Source organism: Litchfieldella anticariensis FP35 = DSM 16096 (assembly GCF_000409775.1).
In the GTDB taxonomy this organism is placed as follows: Bacteria; Pseudomonadota; Gammaproteobacteria; order Pseudomonadales; family Halomonadaceae; genus Litchfieldella; species Litchfieldella anticariensis.
In genome coordinates this window covers 947,160-962,763 of sequence record NZ_KE332377.1, presented here as the reverse complement: position 1 = coordinate 962,763, position 15,604 = coordinate 947,160, and the positions used below count along the sequence as shown (strand labels likewise).

Below are 15,604 nucleotides of genomic sequence, written 5' to 3'. Positions count from 1 at the left end.
CGAGCGTTCTGCCGGCCCCGGCGCCGCTGGTCGACCCGGCGAGCCTCGATCCCGACGACCGCCGGTGCCCGGATCCCGAACGCCGCGAGCAAGCCTACTGGGCCAGCGAAGCCTCCCACCCGGATGACAGCCATGACTGACGTTGCAGTGGAGTATGCCGCCGAGGCGCATACCTCGGCCAGGACTCAACAGCGCCCCCCGCGCGAGTGCCGCCACTCGCGCAAGTTCAAGCTGTTCGCCGCCAGTGGTGAGCGATTGCCGCATCGCCACCCCAGCGTGGACATGAGCCCGATGCACGGCTGGCAAAACAACACACCCAAGCAACTGCGCGCGTTGGAAGCCGATCCCGAGATGGCGAAGTACGAGGATCCCAAGTACCGCCACGACTTGTTGGACCGCTGGGACGAGGAGTGCTTGCGTCATATGCGGCCAGGGGAACCCGCTGGGGCGCTCGAAGCTATGGGGGCGGTTGTTTTCTTTCTTGTGTTGTTTGTTACTACCATTTTGTCGATCATCCTTTTGGTTGCCTTTAAAGGATTACCCCCCAAGGATGAATTGATAACGCTGGGGCTAACTTATGGCTTCATGTATGCAGTACCGCTAGGGATGTGGGGTGGGGGGGCTTTACTACGCAAACTGGATCCCAACTTCGCTGCCCGCGTCCGCCCCTGCTTTAGCTGGGAGTTGAACCGCCGCACTGGCGAGGTAATCGTCTACACCGAGTCCCGCGAGACGAGACTCGCTCCGCAGGTGAGGTACCGGCTGCCCTTCCACGAGTTCGACTGTTATTTGCAGAGTACTCCTAGCCCCCAGGGCTCGCCGCAGTACTACCTGAGCCTGGTGCACTACGCCGAGGAGGCGCATGTGTCGTTGGCGGGCATGTTCGGCTCCACCACCAGTCATGTGGAGCAGCGCGCCGCCTGGGACATGCTGCAGCGCTATATGGACATCTCGCAGCCGCTGCCGGATATCCCGGGGTTCGAGTCGGACCGCCCGCGCGACCCCACCACCCGCGAGCACGACGAGCGCACTGGCCGCGACCCGCGCTTCTGGCACGACATGGATGATGAAACCTACGCGACTTACGTCAGTGCCCATCAGGACAAACTCAATGCCTTCTATCGAAGGTGAAAATGCTTCTGCCTATTGGATTCAGGTTTGAAGGTTATCATGCCCGCCTTGGGCACGAAAAATCCGTTACCATGACGCCTCGCGGCCCCGTTGCCATTATTCCGTTCGAGCCAAGAGGCGTTCATGCCGATTCTTCATAGCATCGTTCACCGTATCGACAAGCCTTCCGACGAACAGCCGGCTACCTTGCAACTGGCCGAGGCCGAGCCCACTGATTCGGAGGCCATGGGCAGCTTGCTGACTGCCGTCAATGACCGCTACAACACCAAGCCCAAGGCTTGGGGACATTTCGCGGATACCGAGGCTGGCCCGTTTGCAGGATGGGTCACGGCTTATATAGAGAACGAAAGCGACTTCCTGACCTTTTCGCACCAAGTGGCGGAAGGCTTTACGGCCATGATCGATGACCAGCTATCGGTGGGTGGATACCTGCTGATCGCTCATTACCAACAAGGTGATATCCAGTATCTGGGCATGGCGCTGTTGCACCAGCGGGAAGGGGTCGGCATCAGCGAAGCGCTGGAGGCGGTCGCGGCGCCACAGTTGAATCTTAGCCAACTGACGTTGGCGGCGCGCCTCAATCTGACGCAATGGCAAAGCGACACGCTCTCTCAACAGTACCTTTCTTTCATCAAGGATCGTGGTGGCAAACAGCTTGCCGAGCGCTTCGGTGAATGGCTGGGATGCCAGGAAGGGGTCGATGCGACGAGTGAAACGCGGACCTTGTTGAAGGCCTTCAGTGATTATGTCGAAAGCGAGGATCTCGCCGAGGAACAGACTCGTGAGAAAACCGATGCGCTGATCGATTACGCCAGCGACCAGGCTCGCCGTGGTGAGCCTATTACCTTGGATGAGCTATCCGAACTGGTCGATGAACAACAGCCGAAGGCCTTCTACGACTATATTCGCCACCAGGATTACGGTCTTTCCGCCGAAATTCCTCCTGACAAGCGGACTCTCAGCCAGTTTCGCCGCTTTGCTGGCCGTGCCGGCGGTGTTTCGATCAGTTTCGATTCACATCTGCTGGGCTCGGGCGTCGAGTATGACGAGGAGCGTGATCGTCTGATCATCAAGAAAGTCCCGACGCAGCTTCGCGATCAAATCAAACGACGCCAAGGCTAATTGAGGGCAGTCATCCGATATTCGATAACGGCTTACCCGTGACGCAGGTATATCGAAATGTTAATTGATACTTGCTGTCAGAGAGAATATCGACAACTTTGATAAGTAATACCTTCTTGGGCCGGCTTGTCATGGCTGGCCACACGTCAAGCGGTTTGGGACATCATGACGTCGCAAGGCTTGGAGAGAAGAAGGGAAAGCGTTCGACAGGATAATTGGCCCGGTAGCCTTGCCACGTAAATGAATGCCCCCCGCTTCGGTATGGGAGGGCGTCACATGCAACGCTTGTATTTCCTGACCCCTGATCTGGATACGACGGTCAACATTGCCCATGAACTGAGTGACTTGGAACTGACCAAGGAAGAAGTTCATGTCATGGGTAGGGATTGGAAGCATCTGGAAGAACGGGGCGTCAACAATGCCACCCTGCGGCAGACCTCGGATGTCGTCAATGCCGCGATGCGTGGACTCAAATATGGGGTTCCCCTCGGCGGGGTGTTGGGCATTCTCGTCTTCTTCATCCTGGGAGAAACCGCTGGTGTAGGCATTGTGGCTCTGACCATCGGTATGGGGATATTCGGCGGACTGTTTGGTGTCTGGACGAGCACCATGATCGGGGTGTCGGTGCACGATGTGAAGGTGGACAAGTACGAGCGCGAGATCAATAACGGGGCCTTCCTGATGATGGTGGACGTGCCCAACGATCGTGAGCGCGAGATCTATTCGGCAATCCACCGTCATCATCCCGAAGTGGTTATCGACAAGGTGACCAGTGAGGAGCGCCAGCATCACTGGGGAACGGGTACCTAGTCGAAAAAGGCCAGGGTGCGTACTTCGATGCTCTCGCGAGGGGGAGCGTCGCGCGGTGTGTTCGGGTCCTGAAAGGCGGTATGCGGCGTGAAGCGTGCCCGGCCGTCACGACGTGCGTCATAACCCTTGATCAACAAGGCCTCTTCGTGGCGCATCCCTGGTATGTAGTACCAGCGATGGCTGGGATTGTAGGCAAGGTGATAGATCTCCCCAACGCGGTTTGGATAGACGAGATCGGTAGCGATCAGGTCGCCAGGTGCAAGCGTGGCAGCATCCAGCACGGCTAGTGGGGAACGTGTTACCGGCCCGTGTATCGGGCGCCACAGGTTGATCTGGGCCACCGGGACGTTCTTCAGTGCCTCGGCTTCCTGCTCACCCAATACATCACGGATGCGCTGTGGCCCGGATGTTTCGGTGTAGTCGTTGTGCGCTCGACTGGCCGGGCCACGGATATCGCGCTGCTCGGCATCGGTACGCCGGGTATGATCGAAGATCACCACGCGTGTGGCGCCGGTCGCTTCCTTGATCAGCGCCTCGACTTCTGCGTAATAGTCGCGTGTGACGGCGTCATCGTCATAAAGGTCGATGACAGAGGTGGGGCGTTCGTGCAATTCGAAGCCCTGCTCTTCCAGCGATAGGCGGCTTGCCAGTGGGCGTCCGTCGTGTACCTCGACCTGGCGCTGCTCCATCTCTGCGAAATAATGCGGTTCACTGGCACCGGTCAAGGCTTCGGTATGCACGTAGGGTTTGGTATCTCCCTTGGCCATGAAGGTAAGCGTTGCGGTAACGCTGGACGGTTGGGCCGGTGTCTGGCTTGCGTTCATGTCTCGCCTCCAGAGGATTGATCGCCGATTTTCCTGTCTATTCAAGGTATATGATCAGGACCTGCCACTTTCCAGGGTGTTCCCTCCATAATTGATGCAATATGCGCTCCCGGGTGTCATATGGTGGTGAACCGCTACGCGATAGGCGCTGTCGGAAACGAGAGAATATATAAGGAGATCATGGTCGATGCTCGATGCCATACAGCAATTCTTCAATCAGACGCTGGCTAATCCTGGTGCCGGTGCGGAGCGCAAGCTGACACTGGAGTTGGCGACTGCAGCCCTGCTCTGCGAGGTGATTCGTGCCGACTATCATACGGAAGAGGAGGAATTGGCGGCGTTCAAGAAGATGCTGTCGCGGCGTTACCAGCTGGATGATGATGCCGTTCAGGAGTTGATGGATCTAGCAGCACGGGAAGTCGAAGAAGCTGTCGATCACTACCAGTTCGTTACCCTGATCAAAGACCATTACGGTTATGACGATCGCGTCGAGCTGGTGCGTCTGATGTGGTCCTTGGCCTATGCCGATGGCCAACTTGACCCTCTGGAGGAACACCGTATCCGGCGTTTGGCCGACTTGCTGTATGTCAGTCACAGTGACTTCATTCGGACCAAGTTGCATGTCCAGTCGCAGTCAGGGGGGTGACGTGTCGTGAGAGAGGAGCGGCAGCCTGTCAACCTGGGCCAGCTTCTCGAGTGTCTCGATCGTATCGAGCATAATGGACGTCGTGTCTCGCTGGGCGATCTGCTCGATGCCGTTGGGCGCCGGTCGTTTGGGCCGCTTTTATTGGTGGCGGGGGTGGTGACGTTGGCCCCTATCATTGGCGATATTCCGGGCGTTCCTACCCTGATGGCCTGCATGGTCTTGCTGGTGGCCGTGCAGTTGCTGTTGCGTCGCGAACACTTCTGGTTACCCGAGTGGCTGCTTGCTCGCTCTATTTCAGGTCAATCCTTGGATAAGGCCATCCATTGGCTGCGTAAGCCGGCGCACTATATCGATCGTCTGCTGCAACCCAGGTTCCCTCTATTGATGAGCGAGGTGGGGGTATCACTTATTGCGGTCTCCTGTGTCTTGATTGCCTTGGCCATGCCACCCATGGAGGTAGTGCCGTTTACGGCCAATGGGGCTGGCTTGGCGCTGACAGGTTTCGGTTTGGCTTTGATTGCCAAGGACGGTTTGATGGCCTCGCTGGCCTTGGTGGTGACCTATGCAACCTTTGCCATAGTGGCCTTCAGATTGTTCTGAAAAGTCTCGGTCGTGTTCGGGTGTGACGAATAAGGGGGAAACGGAATAAGGGGAGGAACGATGGACAAGGTCTATCTGGGGTTGAAGGTCGCCATCATCGTCATCATGGTTATTCTGTTCGTGCAGAACATCCGCGTCGTGGAGGTCAACTTCCTGGGCTGGAGCCTATCTCTGCCGTTGGCATTGCTGTTGGTGGTGGTTTATGTGTTGGGTATGGTCAGTGGTAAGGGAATGATGGCGCTGATCCGGCGGCTACAGCGGCAGAGTTCTTCCCGTTGATCTCGCGCGGCATATATCACTCTACATGGGTAATGGCCTGGCGCCGTGGGTCGATGTACCAGGGGAGACCTGCCCGCGCATTACGCTCCAGTTCAGCGATTACCTGGGCGCCCAACAACAAGATGATGGCGCCAATTTCCAGGCTCAGCAGCACGATGATGATGGTGGCCAGCGAACCGTAGACAGCGTTGACGAGAGAGATATGCGCAAAATAGCCCACCAACAATAGCCTGATTCCTTCCCACATGAGAGCTGCCACGAAGCCGCCGATCAGCGCGCGACGCAGAGAGATCTTGACCACTGGCAGTACCTTGTAGATAGCGCTGAACAGCACGAACATGCCGATGAAGCTGAACAGGTTGAGCAGTGCCGTGGAAGCACCGGCAAAGGGCAGACTGCGACCGGTGATGACGATGGTCAGTGCGTTGAGCGCGTCAGCCAGCGACACCAGCAGTGTCAGGGCCAGTAAGCCCGTGCCCAACACCAGCATGAAAGCATAAGGCAGGAGCGCCGACACCCAGATGCTGCGCTTGGCCGGGTCATCGGGCAGATGGAAAATGATCGCCATGGCATCTTCGAGCATGCGAAAAGCGAAGGAACTGAAGACCAGCAATACCAAGGTACCCACCAAGCCGATCACGTCGCGCGATTTCAGCACGGTACGAACGGCATCCAGCAACAGGTCGGCATGCGCTGGTGCGAGATGTCGGGCCTGGATGGCCATCACCTCGAGCAATTGACCCTCGTCGACCACATGGGTCAGGAATACGCAGATCAAGGCGAATAGCGGGACGATCGATAGCAGTATGTTATAGCCTATCCCGCCGGCCAACAGCATGCCACGATTGCGCAAGAATGCCCCCAGTACACGTAGCGCGAAGTGGAGAACACGTCCTGTCTGAGTGGTGGCGGCATGCCCGTGCCTATTCATGAAGGTTCCTCGCGCCATCCTGGGGAGTCTTGATGATAAGCCCCTACCTATCAGCGTTACCATGTCGAATCGAATGCACCGCCTTGGAGCTAATGGCCAATGTCCAGAAAAGAGATTGTGCTGGTCTACGACGAGCAGTGCCCCTTCTGCGACCACTACTGTCGCTTGGTACGCCTGCGCGAGTCGGTAGGCTCGCTCACGCTGGTCGATGCCCGACAGGATACCGCGATCATGGAGGAAATCACCGAAGCTGGTCTCGACATCGATCAGGGCATGGTGCTGAAAATGGACGGTCGGCTGTACTACGGTGACGACGCCATCCATATGCTGGCTCTGCTGAGTAGCCGCTCCGGTATTTTCAATCGCCTGAATTACTGGTTTTTTCGCTCAGCCAAACGGGCGAGGTTTTGGTATCCCGTATTACGCGCTTGCCGGAATTTTCTGCTAAAGCTGTTGGGCAAGACGAAGGTGAATAACCTGGCATTTCAGGATAACGAACGTTTTTGAGCAACGAAGTATCCATGGCATGCGGAATGTGACCCACTGATATTCGGCGAGGACGAGATGCAAGATGATCGTAAGCAGGATGCTGCCGGTTCACCATCACCGAAGCACAGCAAGCTGGAGCAAGGCTTTGAACGGTTCTTGTGGAATTCGCGACTGCTGGTGCTGCTGGCGGTGGTGCCCAGCTTGCTTGGCGCATTGGTGCTCTTCATCATCGCTAGCCTTGACATCCTCGAGGTGGTCATCGACGCCTGGGGGTATTACATCGTGGGAAGCAGCGAAGACATTCATGACACCGTGGTCACCGACGTCGTCGTAGCGGTGGATATCTACTTGATCGCCATTGTGCTGATGATCTTCGGGTTGGGAGTGTACAAGCTTTTCGTATCGCGCATCGAGAAGGCCGAGGAGAGAGACCCTGTTCATCCCTTCAATGTGCGGTCACTCGATCAGCTCAAGGACAAGATCGCCAGGGTCGTTATCCTGGCCGTGATCATCGAATTCTTCCGGGCGGTAGTCGATATTCAGTTCTCCAGCCCGTTGGATGCCATTTATCTGGCGCTTTCCGTGCTGGCCCTGGCCGCTGCGCTATATCTCATGAACCTGGCGCACCGGGCCGATGAATGAAACGAAGACTTCCTCAACCCTCGTGAACGGCCGGATGCAGAGGACCATCATGCCTGGCCCATTGCTGGTACTGCTGCCCCTTTATGCTTCTGCTCGCCGGCTGTGCCGGCCGCCTAACCCCACCGTCGGACTTGAACGACCCGGTCGATTTCTACCTGGTTGATCATGGACGCCATTCCAGCCTGGTGTTGCCGCGTGAGCAGGGTGTGGTGCGTTATGCTTATGGCGAGTGGGGTTGGTACGTGATGGGGCGACGTGGTGCCTTGGCGGGGATGTCGGCGATGCTATGGCCTACCCGCGGGGCGCTAGGGCGGCGTATTTTTCCCGATGCGGCGATTGCGCCTTTCCCTTCCCGAGTGGCGCCGGAAGGTGTCGAGGAAGTTTTCCCATTGCAGGCGGAAGCGACTCAGGTGGAGGCGTTGCAGCGTCATCTTGATCGCATCTTCGACGCCGGCAGCGAGCGAGCGTACCATCATCCACGTTATGACTTGGAGTTCGTGCCTTATCCTCGTGCCTATTGGTTGGGACATCAATCGAATCTGGTCACTGCCCAGTGGCTGGAGAGGTTGGGATTCGAAGTAGCAGGGACTCCCTGGCTGTCGGACTGGCGCATTGAAACAATGACGGAAGAGGGGGCCGCTCGCTAGGCCCCTTCGTCAGTCAGTCGTCCACGATGATCTCGTGCTGTCGTGCATCAAGCCGAAAGCGCCCCGCTTCCAGGGCTTGGCTCCAGGCTAGTGTCTTGTCGATACCACCGAATGGATAGAAATGCAGGGCAAGGTTCGAGGTGGCATGTCTGGCCAGGCCCAATACCTGACGAGATGGCGGTTTGGGGCGTGCCAACTGCAACATGCGACTGCCCTGCTTCTGCAGTGCGGCTACCGAGGCGCCGATGCCACACGACATGGCGTACTTCCATAGGGTGGCCAAGCTTGCCGGGCCAGGCAGCCCGACCCGAATGGGAATCTCCAGGCCCTGAGCCACCAGCCGTTGGCGCCAGCCGAGCAGTGGCTGCGCATCGAACAGAAATTGGGTGACCAACCATATCTCGAGCCCATCGCGTTCTGCGTGAGCCAGTTTGGTCGCCAGCGCCTGGTCGAGGGCTTCATCATCGGCATGAGGGTGGCCTTCCGGGTGACCGGCGACTGCCAGCCGGCGGATGCCGTGCTCAGCCAGGCAGACATCTTCGAGCAGAGTCAGAGTGTCGGGATAGGGACCAAGATGGGTAGCCATGCTGCCGGCGATCAGTAGCACGGCATCCACACCGGCCTCTTGCGTCAGGTGGTCGAGCCAGTCGATGAGTGTTGCACGATCCGGCACGCTGCGGGCTACCAGGTGAGGCACGGGGTCGTAACCCCGTGCTCTTAACCAGGCCGCCGTAGCGATCACATCCTCGAACGGCTGACCGGGCAGGTGGGTGATATAGACCTGGCTGCCGGCAGCGGGTGGCGGCTCCGCCTTGGCAAGGTGAATGGCGGTCTTCGGCGTGACCTCCAATGACCAGCCATGGCACAACCCCTGTATTCGTCGCTCGAGAGAGTCCGCAGCAAACCCGCCACTCTTCGCTTCGAGTGCTCCCCCGGCGGCGCGTTCAGCTTGAGGCATCCAACCCCCTGGCCTTGGCGATTTCACGAGCATTGGGATTGACCGAGGCACGGAACGGCATCTCGACCACGGCGGCGTCGACCGGTACCCCTGGCGTTTCGGCGTAAGGCTCCGGTAGCCAGACCTTGAGTGGCGTTCCTATCGCCTGGAGTTCCACTGGCACATACCCCATAGCGATATTGGTGCCGAGTTCTGGGGAGTACCAGGGCGACGTCACATAACCCACCGGATCGCCCCCATTTTCATCGGAAATCAGCCAGAAGTCGGGTGCGTAATCGTCGATCGGTTTGCCGCCGAGCACCATTCCGACCAGGATGTTGCGGAAGGGATAGCGGCCTTGATCGAGTTCGGCGCGCACCCGCTCCAGCGCCGCGCGACCAATGTAGTCGGCATCCTTCTGGCGCGGGATCTGGTAGCCCAGGTTGCACTGGAAGGGCAGAGTTTCCTGGTCCAGGTCCTGGCCCCAGGACAGGATTCCGGCCGCGATGCGCCGGTGATGGGCCGGGGCGATGACCCGTAGATTGTGCTTTTCACCAGCAGCCAACACCGTGTTCCACATGTCGTCAGGGTTGAGAGTGGCATTCTTGAGATAAATCTCGTAGCCCTTCTCGCCGGTGAAGCCGGTTTGGGAGATGATCACATCGCGGTCACCGATTTTTGCTTCCATTAGCCCATAGTACGGGATATGCCGTACCTCATCGCCGACCAGGTCGACCATCAGAGCCTCGGATTTGGGCCCTTGGATCTGCACCGGAGCGACGTCGATTTCGCCGATAGTGACGTTGTAGCGCAGGCCGACATTGACGCCCTTGAGCCACAGTTCGAGATCGCTGTCGGAGATCGAGAACCAGAACTCGTCCTCGGCGACACGCAGTAACACTGGGTCGTTGATGATGCCGCCTTCCTCGTTGCACAGGATCACGTACTTGCCACGCATTGGTGCAATCGCCGAGGCATTGCGTGTGATGACATGGTCGACAAAGGCAAGAGCATCCGGGCCCTTGACCTGGATCTGGCGCTCCACTGCCACATTCCACATGGTGACATCGTGAACCAGGGAGTCGTATTCGACCATGGCTCCACCGTCTTCGGGCCTCACGTAGCCGCGCGGATGATAGATCCGGTTATAGACAGTGGCCCGCCAGCAGCCCGCTTGGTGCGACAGGTGCCAGAAAGGTGACTTGCGCACCCGGGTGGAGATCAGCATTTCGACGGGTGTGGGGCCTGACTGGCGCAGATTGACAGGAACACGGCGGTCCTGCTGATCGACCGTTGGGCATTGATGGGTGCTGAAGTCTTTCACGATGGCATCGGTACCAGGCATCGGGATGACACTGTCGCGGTTAGAGGAAGTGGAGTGCTGGGAGCTCATGGTGGCGGTCCTCCTGCTCAGCGATTTCCAATCTCGCTTGCAGTGTGGAAGTGAACGCCTGTGTGCTCCATGCTGTTTGCGACGCCATGTATGGCGTGAATGTTCAGAAAGCGACAGATGGGGCTGGATAGGGCGCAAAGGGGGAGCAATAAAGGCTGGGAACCGGGCATGCCGCCTCGTCGAAGGTGGCTATATTGGGGAAACAGCACCCATTCTATGGAGGTTCCATGAATCATCACGACTATCGCGCCATTTTGCAGGCTACCTCGGCTGGCAGTGAATGCCCATTTCCTGAGGCGGAATTCCAGCGCCGCCACGAGGCGCTTGTCGAATTGATGCGCGCCGAGTCGTTGGATGCCCTGCTGCTTACCGATCCGTCCGATATTTATTATTTGACTGGTTACAACACCTTCGAGGTCTCGGTACATACGGCACTGATCTTCACACCACGACGCCTGGTGCTGCAGGTGCCTTCCATCGAAACCGGACCCGCGGTGGCTTGTACGCATGTCGAGGAGGTGCTCGGTTATCGCTGGGAAGGAGTCGAAGAGGTGTTGATACCCTTGGCCGAGGTGTTGGCCGAGGCTGGCACGCGTATCGGGATCGATTGCTGGCATGGTTCGTTGCGTTATGGCGTGATGACTGGCCTCACCGAGCACTTGCCAGGTTATCGGTTCATCGATGCAGGGCCTCTGCTGGATAGTGTGCGGATCGTCAAGAGCGATGCTGAACTCGGTTGCCTGGCAGAGAGTGCTCGGATCACTGGGCTGGGAATCGAGGCCGCGGTGCAGGCGGTTCGGCCAGGCATCACCGACAGTGAGATCGCTGCCACTGGTGCGCAAGCCATGCTTGAAGCGGGCAGCGAATTCATGAGCATGCAACCGATCGTGACCGTTGGGCGGCGTAGCAGCATCATCCATACCAACCATCAGCGCCATCCGGTTGCCGAGGGTGACCCCGTGTTTCTCGAATTCGGGAGTGCTTGGAAGCGTTATACCGCCCCCATGATGCGCACGGTGGTTGCAGGACGCCCCACGGCGAAGATGGAAGCCATGTTCGATGTTTGTCAGCGTCTCTATACGACCTTGCTCCAGGCGATGCGGCCAGGACAGCGCTTCGACGATGCCGCGTGCGCTGGCGAACAGGTGCTGGTGCCGATGGCGTCGGAGGTCTTCTTTTCTGGCGTGTTCGGTTATACCGTCGGGGCGCAGTTCCCACCTTCCTGGGTCGAGGGGACGGGTTTCATCGCAAGAGGGCAGATGCGGCGTTTCGAGGTCGGTATGGTGTTTCACTTACCACTGTGCTTGCGCCTGCCCAGCCAGTGGGGCATTGGTTGTAGCGATACCGTGCGTGTCACCGAGCATGGTGGCGAACCGATCACCGCCAACCCGTGGGTATTGAGCAGTAGTTGATGACATCTAGCGCGATAGCCACTCCTGGAAGCGTTCTTCGACCCGGTGATGCGTATGCGCGTACCAGTCATCGTCCTTGATCACGGCGCGTTCGGCATTGAGTGGATGGGTCGGGATATGCAGGCGCATGTCCCGACCATTGTCGGGATGGGTGGAGACCTGCATGGCGGCGGAGTGTCGTGCCGGCCCATACGGGATGCGATTGGCGAGTTCGGTAAGCTGCTCCGTGGTGGTGGCGAAACGGATGAATTGTTTGGCCAGCTCGGGGTGACGGGTACCTTGTGGTATGACCCAGGTCTCGTATTCCTGGACTTGGCCGTCCCAGAGAATTTGAATGGGCAGGTCGCGGTTGACGATGGCATCGAAGAAGCGACCGTTGTACCCCGAGGCCATCACCACCTCACCGCTGGCCAGTAATTTGGCCGGGACATCGCCGGCTTCCCACCAGTGAATGTCTTCGAGACTGTCTAGCCGGTTCAATGCCAGGCGCAAGCCTCGTTGAGTGCTGAGCAGCCCGTAGAGCTCCTCGCGGGGAACGCCATAGGAAAGCAGAGCCCACTCGAGATTGACGGCTGGTGTACGCTGCAGGGCGCGCGGCCCGGGAAAGCTTTGTTGGTCGAAAAGATCGGCAATCGACGTCGGGCGCTGGCCGGGAAAGGCATCGCGCCGAAAGGCGACGACAGTAGCGAAAACGGTATGTGTGATGCTGCACTGGCCAAAGGCATTGGCAATGAAGTCCTGTTCCGGTGGCGTGCCGTCCGGGGCGGCAGCGACCACTTCCGGAGATAGCGGTTCCAGTAACCCTTCTTCGCAGGCGGCCATGGCGTCGTTACGTGTCATGTCGATGACGTCCCAGGGAACATTACCGTCTTCGATAGCCTGGCGTAAGCCGGTGAGTCCGCCATTGTAGCTCTCCACGCGTATGGCCGTGCCCGTGGTTTGACTGAAGGGAGCGAACAGTGCCTGTTGCTGCGCCCGTTCGTAGGCGCCGCCCCAACTCAATACGGTCAAGGAGGCTGGTTCTTGGCCTGCGGCGGGAATCGCTAGGCCAGTAAGCAGCCAAGCCAATACCATGGCAACGTGTCGTTCAGCCAGAGCCATGTTCTTCTCGTCTCAACTCGTCACTGTGTTTCAGATAGGCGCGGGCAATGCTCGCCTCGTAAATGACTCCCAAAAAGGTGCTCTGCTCTTTATCGTCGACCACCGCCATTGCCTCGCCGGTGAAGTCCTGCATGCGTGCCATGGCCTCCCAGATCGAGGTGCTTGGGCCTAATACCGGTCGATTTGCGATCGTGTACTTCGCGATTGAGCGCTCGGCATGTCCATCTTCGCGGGCGGCTTCCAAGTCGGCCAGGGAGACGCTGCCGTGGTAACGACCCTGTGGGTCGACGAGATGGGCCTCGCCACGTCCGGCATGACTGAGGGTGGCTACCGCTGCTGCGATATCAGTGTCGGGGGAAAGCGTAACGCAATCCTGATTCAGGTAGCGGCGCACCGGGGCTTCACTCAGCACGGCTTGCCCACGTCCGGCCGATAAGTCCAGGCCGCGAATGCTCAACTGGATGTCGAACAGCGATCGCCCGAAGAGCTGAGCGGCAATAGGGCTGGCCAGCGTCACACTGGCCAGTGCGGCAATGGTCAGCACATAGCTACCGGTCAACTCGAAGACGATCAGCAGGCTGGTCAAGGGTGCACCGATCACTGGTGCAGTGACGGCGACCATGCCGCACACGGCGTAGAACACGAAGGTGTCCGGCGGAGTGCCCGTCAACTTGCCCAGGACAGTGCCACACAACGCACCGAATAGCGTACCGATGACCAATGCCGGGCTGAAGACACCGCCACCGAAGCCCATGCCGAGACATAATGCAGTCGCGCCCAGCTTGAGCAAGAGCACGACGATCAGTTCAATGCCGCCGAAGGCGCCAGCGATGGTGGCGAAGCGCAAGGTTTCCTGACCCATGCCCAGAATATCTGGCACCCACAGTGCGGTCAGGCCGAGCAGGGCACCGGCCAAGGCGGGCCGTAGCAGGGGAGAAATCGGCAGACGCTCGGCCAGGCGACCGACGCCAAGGATGGCATGCATGTAGGAACCGGCCACCAAGGCACCCAGTCCACCAATGGCGATGAAGGCAGCAAATTCCCACGGTTGAGGTACCGTCGTGTCTGTGACGTGGAATAAGGCGCCACGTTCCAATACACCGGTGGCAATCACGTAGCCAATGGTGGCCGCCGCAGCGACGGGAGCAAAAGCCCGCAAGGCATAATGACGCAATACCACTTCATGGGCGAAGACGATTCCCGCCAAGGGGGCATTGAAGGCCGTGGCGATTGCTGCGGCGACGCCACAGGCGATAGTGATGTTGTCATCCGAGCGACCCAGCCGCAGCAGACGAGCGCCCAGAGACCCCAGTGTCGCTCCCATATGCACCAATGGCCCATACTGACCCACTGATGCTCCCGCACCCAGTGACAGCAAGCCACTCAGTGCTGACAAGGCTCCCGCTCTGGCCGGCAATTGGCCGCGCCGAGTCTGGACGGCGGCGATGACATCGGCAGGGGTATGTGGGCGACGCTCGGCAATCTGGTGGTGCACAAGCCCCACCAACAAGCCGCCAATAGCAGGCACGGCGATAGTGGCGGCAATGAGGATGCCGGGGTGGGCAAACATCATGCGACTGCGCGGCGAGATCAGTAGGCTATCGTTGAGCCAGAGCACGGCAGCAACGAATCCCACCGCTGCGAATGCGGCAATGACGCCAATGAGCCCCCCGAACAGTACCAGCCCCAGAAACTTGATGACTCCCAGTGGTCCCTGAGACGGCACCTTGTCTGTTTGAATGGTGTCCATTTTCAAGGTGTAGGCATGATGGCCATTCAGGGCAAGCTGCCGGTTGGCGCGGGAGACTAGCTTTTCGAGGTTCCAAGCAGTGCCTGCACCTCTTCGTCACTGGTTTGGTCGAAGCGTTGGTACCATTGGCCTACCGCCCCGAAACCCGGTGGACGCATCAGGCATACCACCTCGTCGGCGAGTTGCTCCATATCCTCGGCGGTATCGGGAGGTGAGACCGGCACCGCGACGACGATGCGCTCTGGTGACTGGGCTCGCAATGCCTTCACGGCGGCCTGCATGGTGGCGCCGGTTGCCAGGCCGTCATCGACCACGATTACAGTGCGTCCCTCGATACGTAAGGGGGGACGGTGGCCGCGATAGGTGGTTTCACGACGTTCCAGTTCGGTCGTTTCATCGCGTGCGATCGCTTCGATATCGTCTGGGGAGATATTCAGCGAACGCACCATGTCGTCATGCATGACGCGCACGCCGTTACCGGCAATAGCGCCCATGGCGACCTCGGGCTGCCAGGGCACCCCTAGCTTGCGCACCACCAATACATCGAGTTCGGCGTCCAGTGCCTGGGCTACCTCCCAGGCGACCGGTACACCGCCGCGTGGTAGACCGAGAACCAGCAAATCTGGCGTTTCACGGTAATGGGACAGGGCTTCGGCCAGTGCTTGGCCGGCGTCCTTACGATCACGAAAACTATTGCTCATGGGCTATCACCTGCCTTTCTGCTTGGAAGTGCTAAGGATGAGACACAACACAAGTCAAGCTCGTTCTCATGAACGGTCAGGTATTATTCAGAGTAGCAACTCACATAATATAAAGCTGACCATGGTACTTGGTTATAGGCCGGGCGGGCGGGTTATACTGTCTCTAGAAGTTCTTGAAGTCCGAGACAG

The 15,604-nt window shown here is 58.8% G+C and carries 17 protein-coding genes; 10 read left to right on the top strand and 7 right to left on the bottom strand.

The features are described 5' to 3' along the window. Positions 1-132: 132 nt before the first annotated feature. From L861_RS04540 to L861_RS04530, 3 genes are all read left to right on the top strand, one after another. The gene (locus L861_RS04540; protein WP_016415384.1) at positions 133-1,131 is read left to right on the top strand and encodes a hypothetical protein; all 999 of its coding nucleotides are present in this window, start codon (positions 133-135) and stop codon (positions 1,129-1,131) included. A gap of 123 nt (positions 1,132-1,254) precedes the next feature. After that, complete coding sequence (yejK, locus tag L861_RS04535) at positions 1,255-2,253, top strand: nucleoid-associated protein YejK (RefSeq protein ID WP_016415383.1); 999 nt, start codon at positions 1,255-1,257, stop codon at positions 2,251-2,253. Positions 2,254-2,529: 276 nt separating this feature from the next. Beyond that, entirely contained in the window at positions 2,530-3,063 is a 534-nt protein-coding gene (locus L861_RS04530; RefSeq protein ID WP_027947424.1) for a hypothetical protein, read from the top strand. Here the strand turns inward: L861_RS04530 and L861_RS04525 are convergent. Further along, entirely contained in the window at positions 3,060-3,887 is an 828-nt protein-coding gene (locus tag L861_RS04525) for a CmcJ/NvfI family oxidoreductase (protein WP_016415381.1), read from the bottom strand. The two genes, L861_RS04530 and L861_RS04525, sit on opposite strands and share 4 nt — an antisense overlap. Before the next feature lie 187 nt (positions 3,888-4,074). Here L861_RS04525 and L861_RS04520 point away from each other — a divergent pair, with 187 nt between their 5' ends. The 3 genes from L861_RS04520 to L861_RS04510 are packed head-to-tail and all read left to right on the top strand — an operon-like array spanning position 4,075 to position 5,412. Next, positions 4,075-4,533 (top strand): tellurite resistance TerB family protein, encoded by a 459-nt coding sequence (locus L861_RS04520; protein WP_016415380.1) that lies wholly within the window; start codon positions 4,075-4,077, stop codon positions 4,531-4,533. 6 nt (positions 4,534-4,539) lie between these two features. Beyond that, complete coding sequence (locus tag L861_RS04515; RefSeq protein ID WP_016415379.1) at positions 4,540-5,133, top strand: exopolysaccharide biosynthesis protein; 594 nt, start codon at positions 4,540-4,542, stop codon at positions 5,131-5,133. 60 nt (positions 5,134-5,193) lie between these two features. Further along, positions 5,194-5,412 (top strand): lipopolysaccharide assembly protein LapA domain-containing protein, encoded by a 219-nt coding sequence (locus L861_RS04510; RefSeq protein ID WP_016415378.1) that lies wholly within the window; start codon positions 5,194-5,196, stop codon positions 5,410-5,412. Between the two features lie 16 nt (positions 5,413-5,428). Here L861_RS04510 and L861_RS04505 read toward each other — a convergent pair whose 3' ends face one another. Further along, positions 5,429-6,343, bottom strand: coding sequence for a YihY/virulence factor BrkB family protein (locus tag L861_RS04505; protein WP_016415377.1), 915 nt, complete (start codon positions 6,341-6,343; stop codon positions 5,429-5,431). A 99-nt stretch (positions 6,344-6,442) separates the two neighbouring features. Here L861_RS04505 and L861_RS04500 point away from each other — a divergent pair, with 99 nt between their 5' ends. The 3 genes from L861_RS04500 (at position 6,443) to L861_RS04490 (ending at position 8,121) form a co-directional block, all read left to right on the top strand. Beyond that, positions 6,443-6,850, top strand: a complete 408-nt coding sequence (locus L861_RS04500; protein WP_016415376.1) for a DCC1-like thiol-disulfide oxidoreductase family protein — start codon at positions 6,443-6,445, stop codon at positions 6,848-6,850. A 57-nt stretch (positions 6,851-6,907) separates the two neighbouring features. After that, positions 6,908-7,474, top strand: coding sequence for a YqhA family protein (locus tag L861_RS04495; protein WP_016415375.1), 567 nt, complete (start codon positions 6,908-6,910; stop codon positions 7,472-7,474). 83 nt (positions 7,475-7,557) lie between these two features. Further along, complete coding sequence (locus L861_RS04490) at positions 7,558-8,121, top strand: hypothetical protein (RefSeq protein ID WP_016415374.1); 564 nt, start codon at positions 7,558-7,560, stop codon at positions 8,119-8,121. 13 nt (positions 8,122-8,134) lie between these two features. On the opposite strand, the gene L861_RS04485 is transcribed toward L861_RS04490, so the two are convergent. Beyond that, positions 8,135-9,079: a methylenetetrahydrofolate reductase gene (locus L861_RS04485; protein WP_016415373.1), complete on the bottom strand. Its 945-nt coding sequence runs from the start codon at positions 9,077-9,079 to the stop codon at positions 8,135-8,137. Further along, entirely contained in the window at positions 9,066-10,451 is a 1,386-nt protein-coding gene (locus tag L861_RS04480) for a glycine cleavage T C-terminal barrel domain-containing protein (RefSeq protein WP_016415372.1), read from the bottom strand. Before L861_RS04480 ends, L861_RS04485 begins: the two co-directional genes overlap by 14 nt. 227 nt (positions 10,452-10,678) lie before the next feature. On the opposite strand from L861_RS04480, the gene L861_RS04475 reads away from it, so the two are divergent. Continuing rightward, a complete protein-coding gene (locus tag L861_RS04475) occupies positions 10,679-11,863 on the top strand; it encodes a M24 family metallopeptidase (protein WP_016415371.1) in 1,185 nt (394 codons plus the stop codon). Between the two features lie 6 nt (positions 11,864-11,869). Here L861_RS04475 and L861_RS04470 read toward each other — a convergent pair whose 3' ends face one another. Genes L861_RS04470 through L861_RS04460 form a run of 3 tightly spaced genes read right to left on the bottom strand, consistent with a single transcriptional unit; the run spans position 11,870 to position 15,415 of the window. Further along, positions 11,870-12,964 carry an extracellular solute-binding protein gene (locus L861_RS04470; RefSeq protein WP_016415370.1) on the bottom strand — a complete coding sequence of 365 codons (1,095 nt, stop codon included), beginning with the start codon at positions 12,962-12,964 and terminating at the stop codon, positions 11,870-11,872. Further along, positions 12,951-14,714: a chloride channel protein gene (locus L861_RS04465; protein WP_016415369.1), complete on the bottom strand. Its 1,764-nt coding sequence runs from the start codon at positions 14,712-14,714 to the stop codon at positions 12,951-12,953. The genes L861_RS04470 and L861_RS04465 overlap by 14 nt, the downstream gene beginning before the upstream one ends. Positions 14,715-14,770: 56 nt before the next feature. Beyond that, positions 14,771-15,415, bottom strand: coding sequence for a phosphoribosyltransferase (locus L861_RS04460; protein WP_016415368.1), 645 nt, complete (start codon positions 15,413-15,415; stop codon positions 14,771-14,773). Positions 15,416-15,604 lie beyond the last annotated feature (189 nt).

Excerpts from the sequence above, each read along its gene's own strand:
- L861_RS04540 (WP_016415384.1), top strand. The coding sequence starts at position 133 with ATGACTGACGTTGCAGTGGAGTATGCCGCCGAGGCGCATACCTCGGCC.
- yejK (WP_016415383.1), top strand. The coding sequence starts at position 1,255 with ATGCCGATTCTTCATAGCATCGTTCACCGTATCGACAAGCCTTCCGAC.
- L861_RS04530 (WP_027947424.1), top strand. The coding sequence starts at position 2,530 with ATGCAACGCTTGTATTTCCTGACCCCTGATCTGGATACGACGGTCAAC.
- L861_RS04525 (WP_016415381.1), bottom strand. The coding sequence starts at position 3,887 with ATGAACGCAAGCCAGACACCGGCCCAACCGTCCAGCGTTACCGCAACG.
- L861_RS04520 (WP_016415380.1), top strand. The coding sequence starts at position 4,075 with ATGCTCGATGCCATACAGCAATTCTTCAATCAGACGCTGGCTAATCCT.
- L861_RS04510 (WP_016415378.1), top strand. The coding sequence starts at position 5,194 with ATGGACAAGGTCTATCTGGGGTTGAAGGTCGCCATCATCGTCATCATG.
- L861_RS04505 (WP_016415377.1), bottom strand. The coding sequence starts at position 6,343 with ATGAATAGGCACGGGCATGCCGCCACCACTCAGACAGGACGTGTTCTC.
- L861_RS04500 (WP_016415376.1), top strand. The coding sequence starts at position 6,443 with ATGTCCAGAAAAGAGATTGTGCTGGTCTACGACGAGCAGTGCCCCTTC.
- L861_RS04495 (WP_016415375.1), top strand. The coding sequence starts at position 6,908 with ATGCAAGATGATCGTAAGCAGGATGCTGCCGGTTCACCATCACCGAAG.
- L861_RS04490 (WP_016415374.1), top strand. The coding sequence starts at position 7,558 with ATGCTTCTGCTCGCCGGCTGTGCCGGCCGCCTAACCCCACCGTCGGAC.
- L861_RS04485 (WP_016415373.1), bottom strand. The coding sequence starts at position 9,079 with ATGCCTCAAGCTGAACGCGCCGCCGGGGGAGCACTCGAAGCGAAGAGT.
- L861_RS04480 (WP_016415372.1), bottom strand. The coding sequence starts at position 10,451 with ATGAGCTCCCAGCACTCCACTTCCTCTAACCGCGACAGTGTCATCCCG.
- L861_RS04475 (WP_016415371.1), top strand. The coding sequence starts at position 10,679 with ATGAATCATCACGACTATCGCGCCATTTTGCAGGCTACCTCGGCTGGC.
- L861_RS04470 (WP_016415370.1), bottom strand. The coding sequence starts at position 12,964 with ATGGCTCTGGCTGAACGACACGTTGCCATGGTATTGGCTTGGCTGCTT.
- L861_RS04465 (WP_016415369.1), bottom strand. The coding sequence starts at position 14,714 with ATGGACACCATTCAAACAGACAAGGTGCCGTCTCAGGGACCACTGGGA.
- L861_RS04460 (WP_016415368.1), bottom strand. The coding sequence starts at position 15,415 with ATGAGCAATAGTTTTCGTGATCGTAAGGACGCCGGCCAAGCACTGGCC.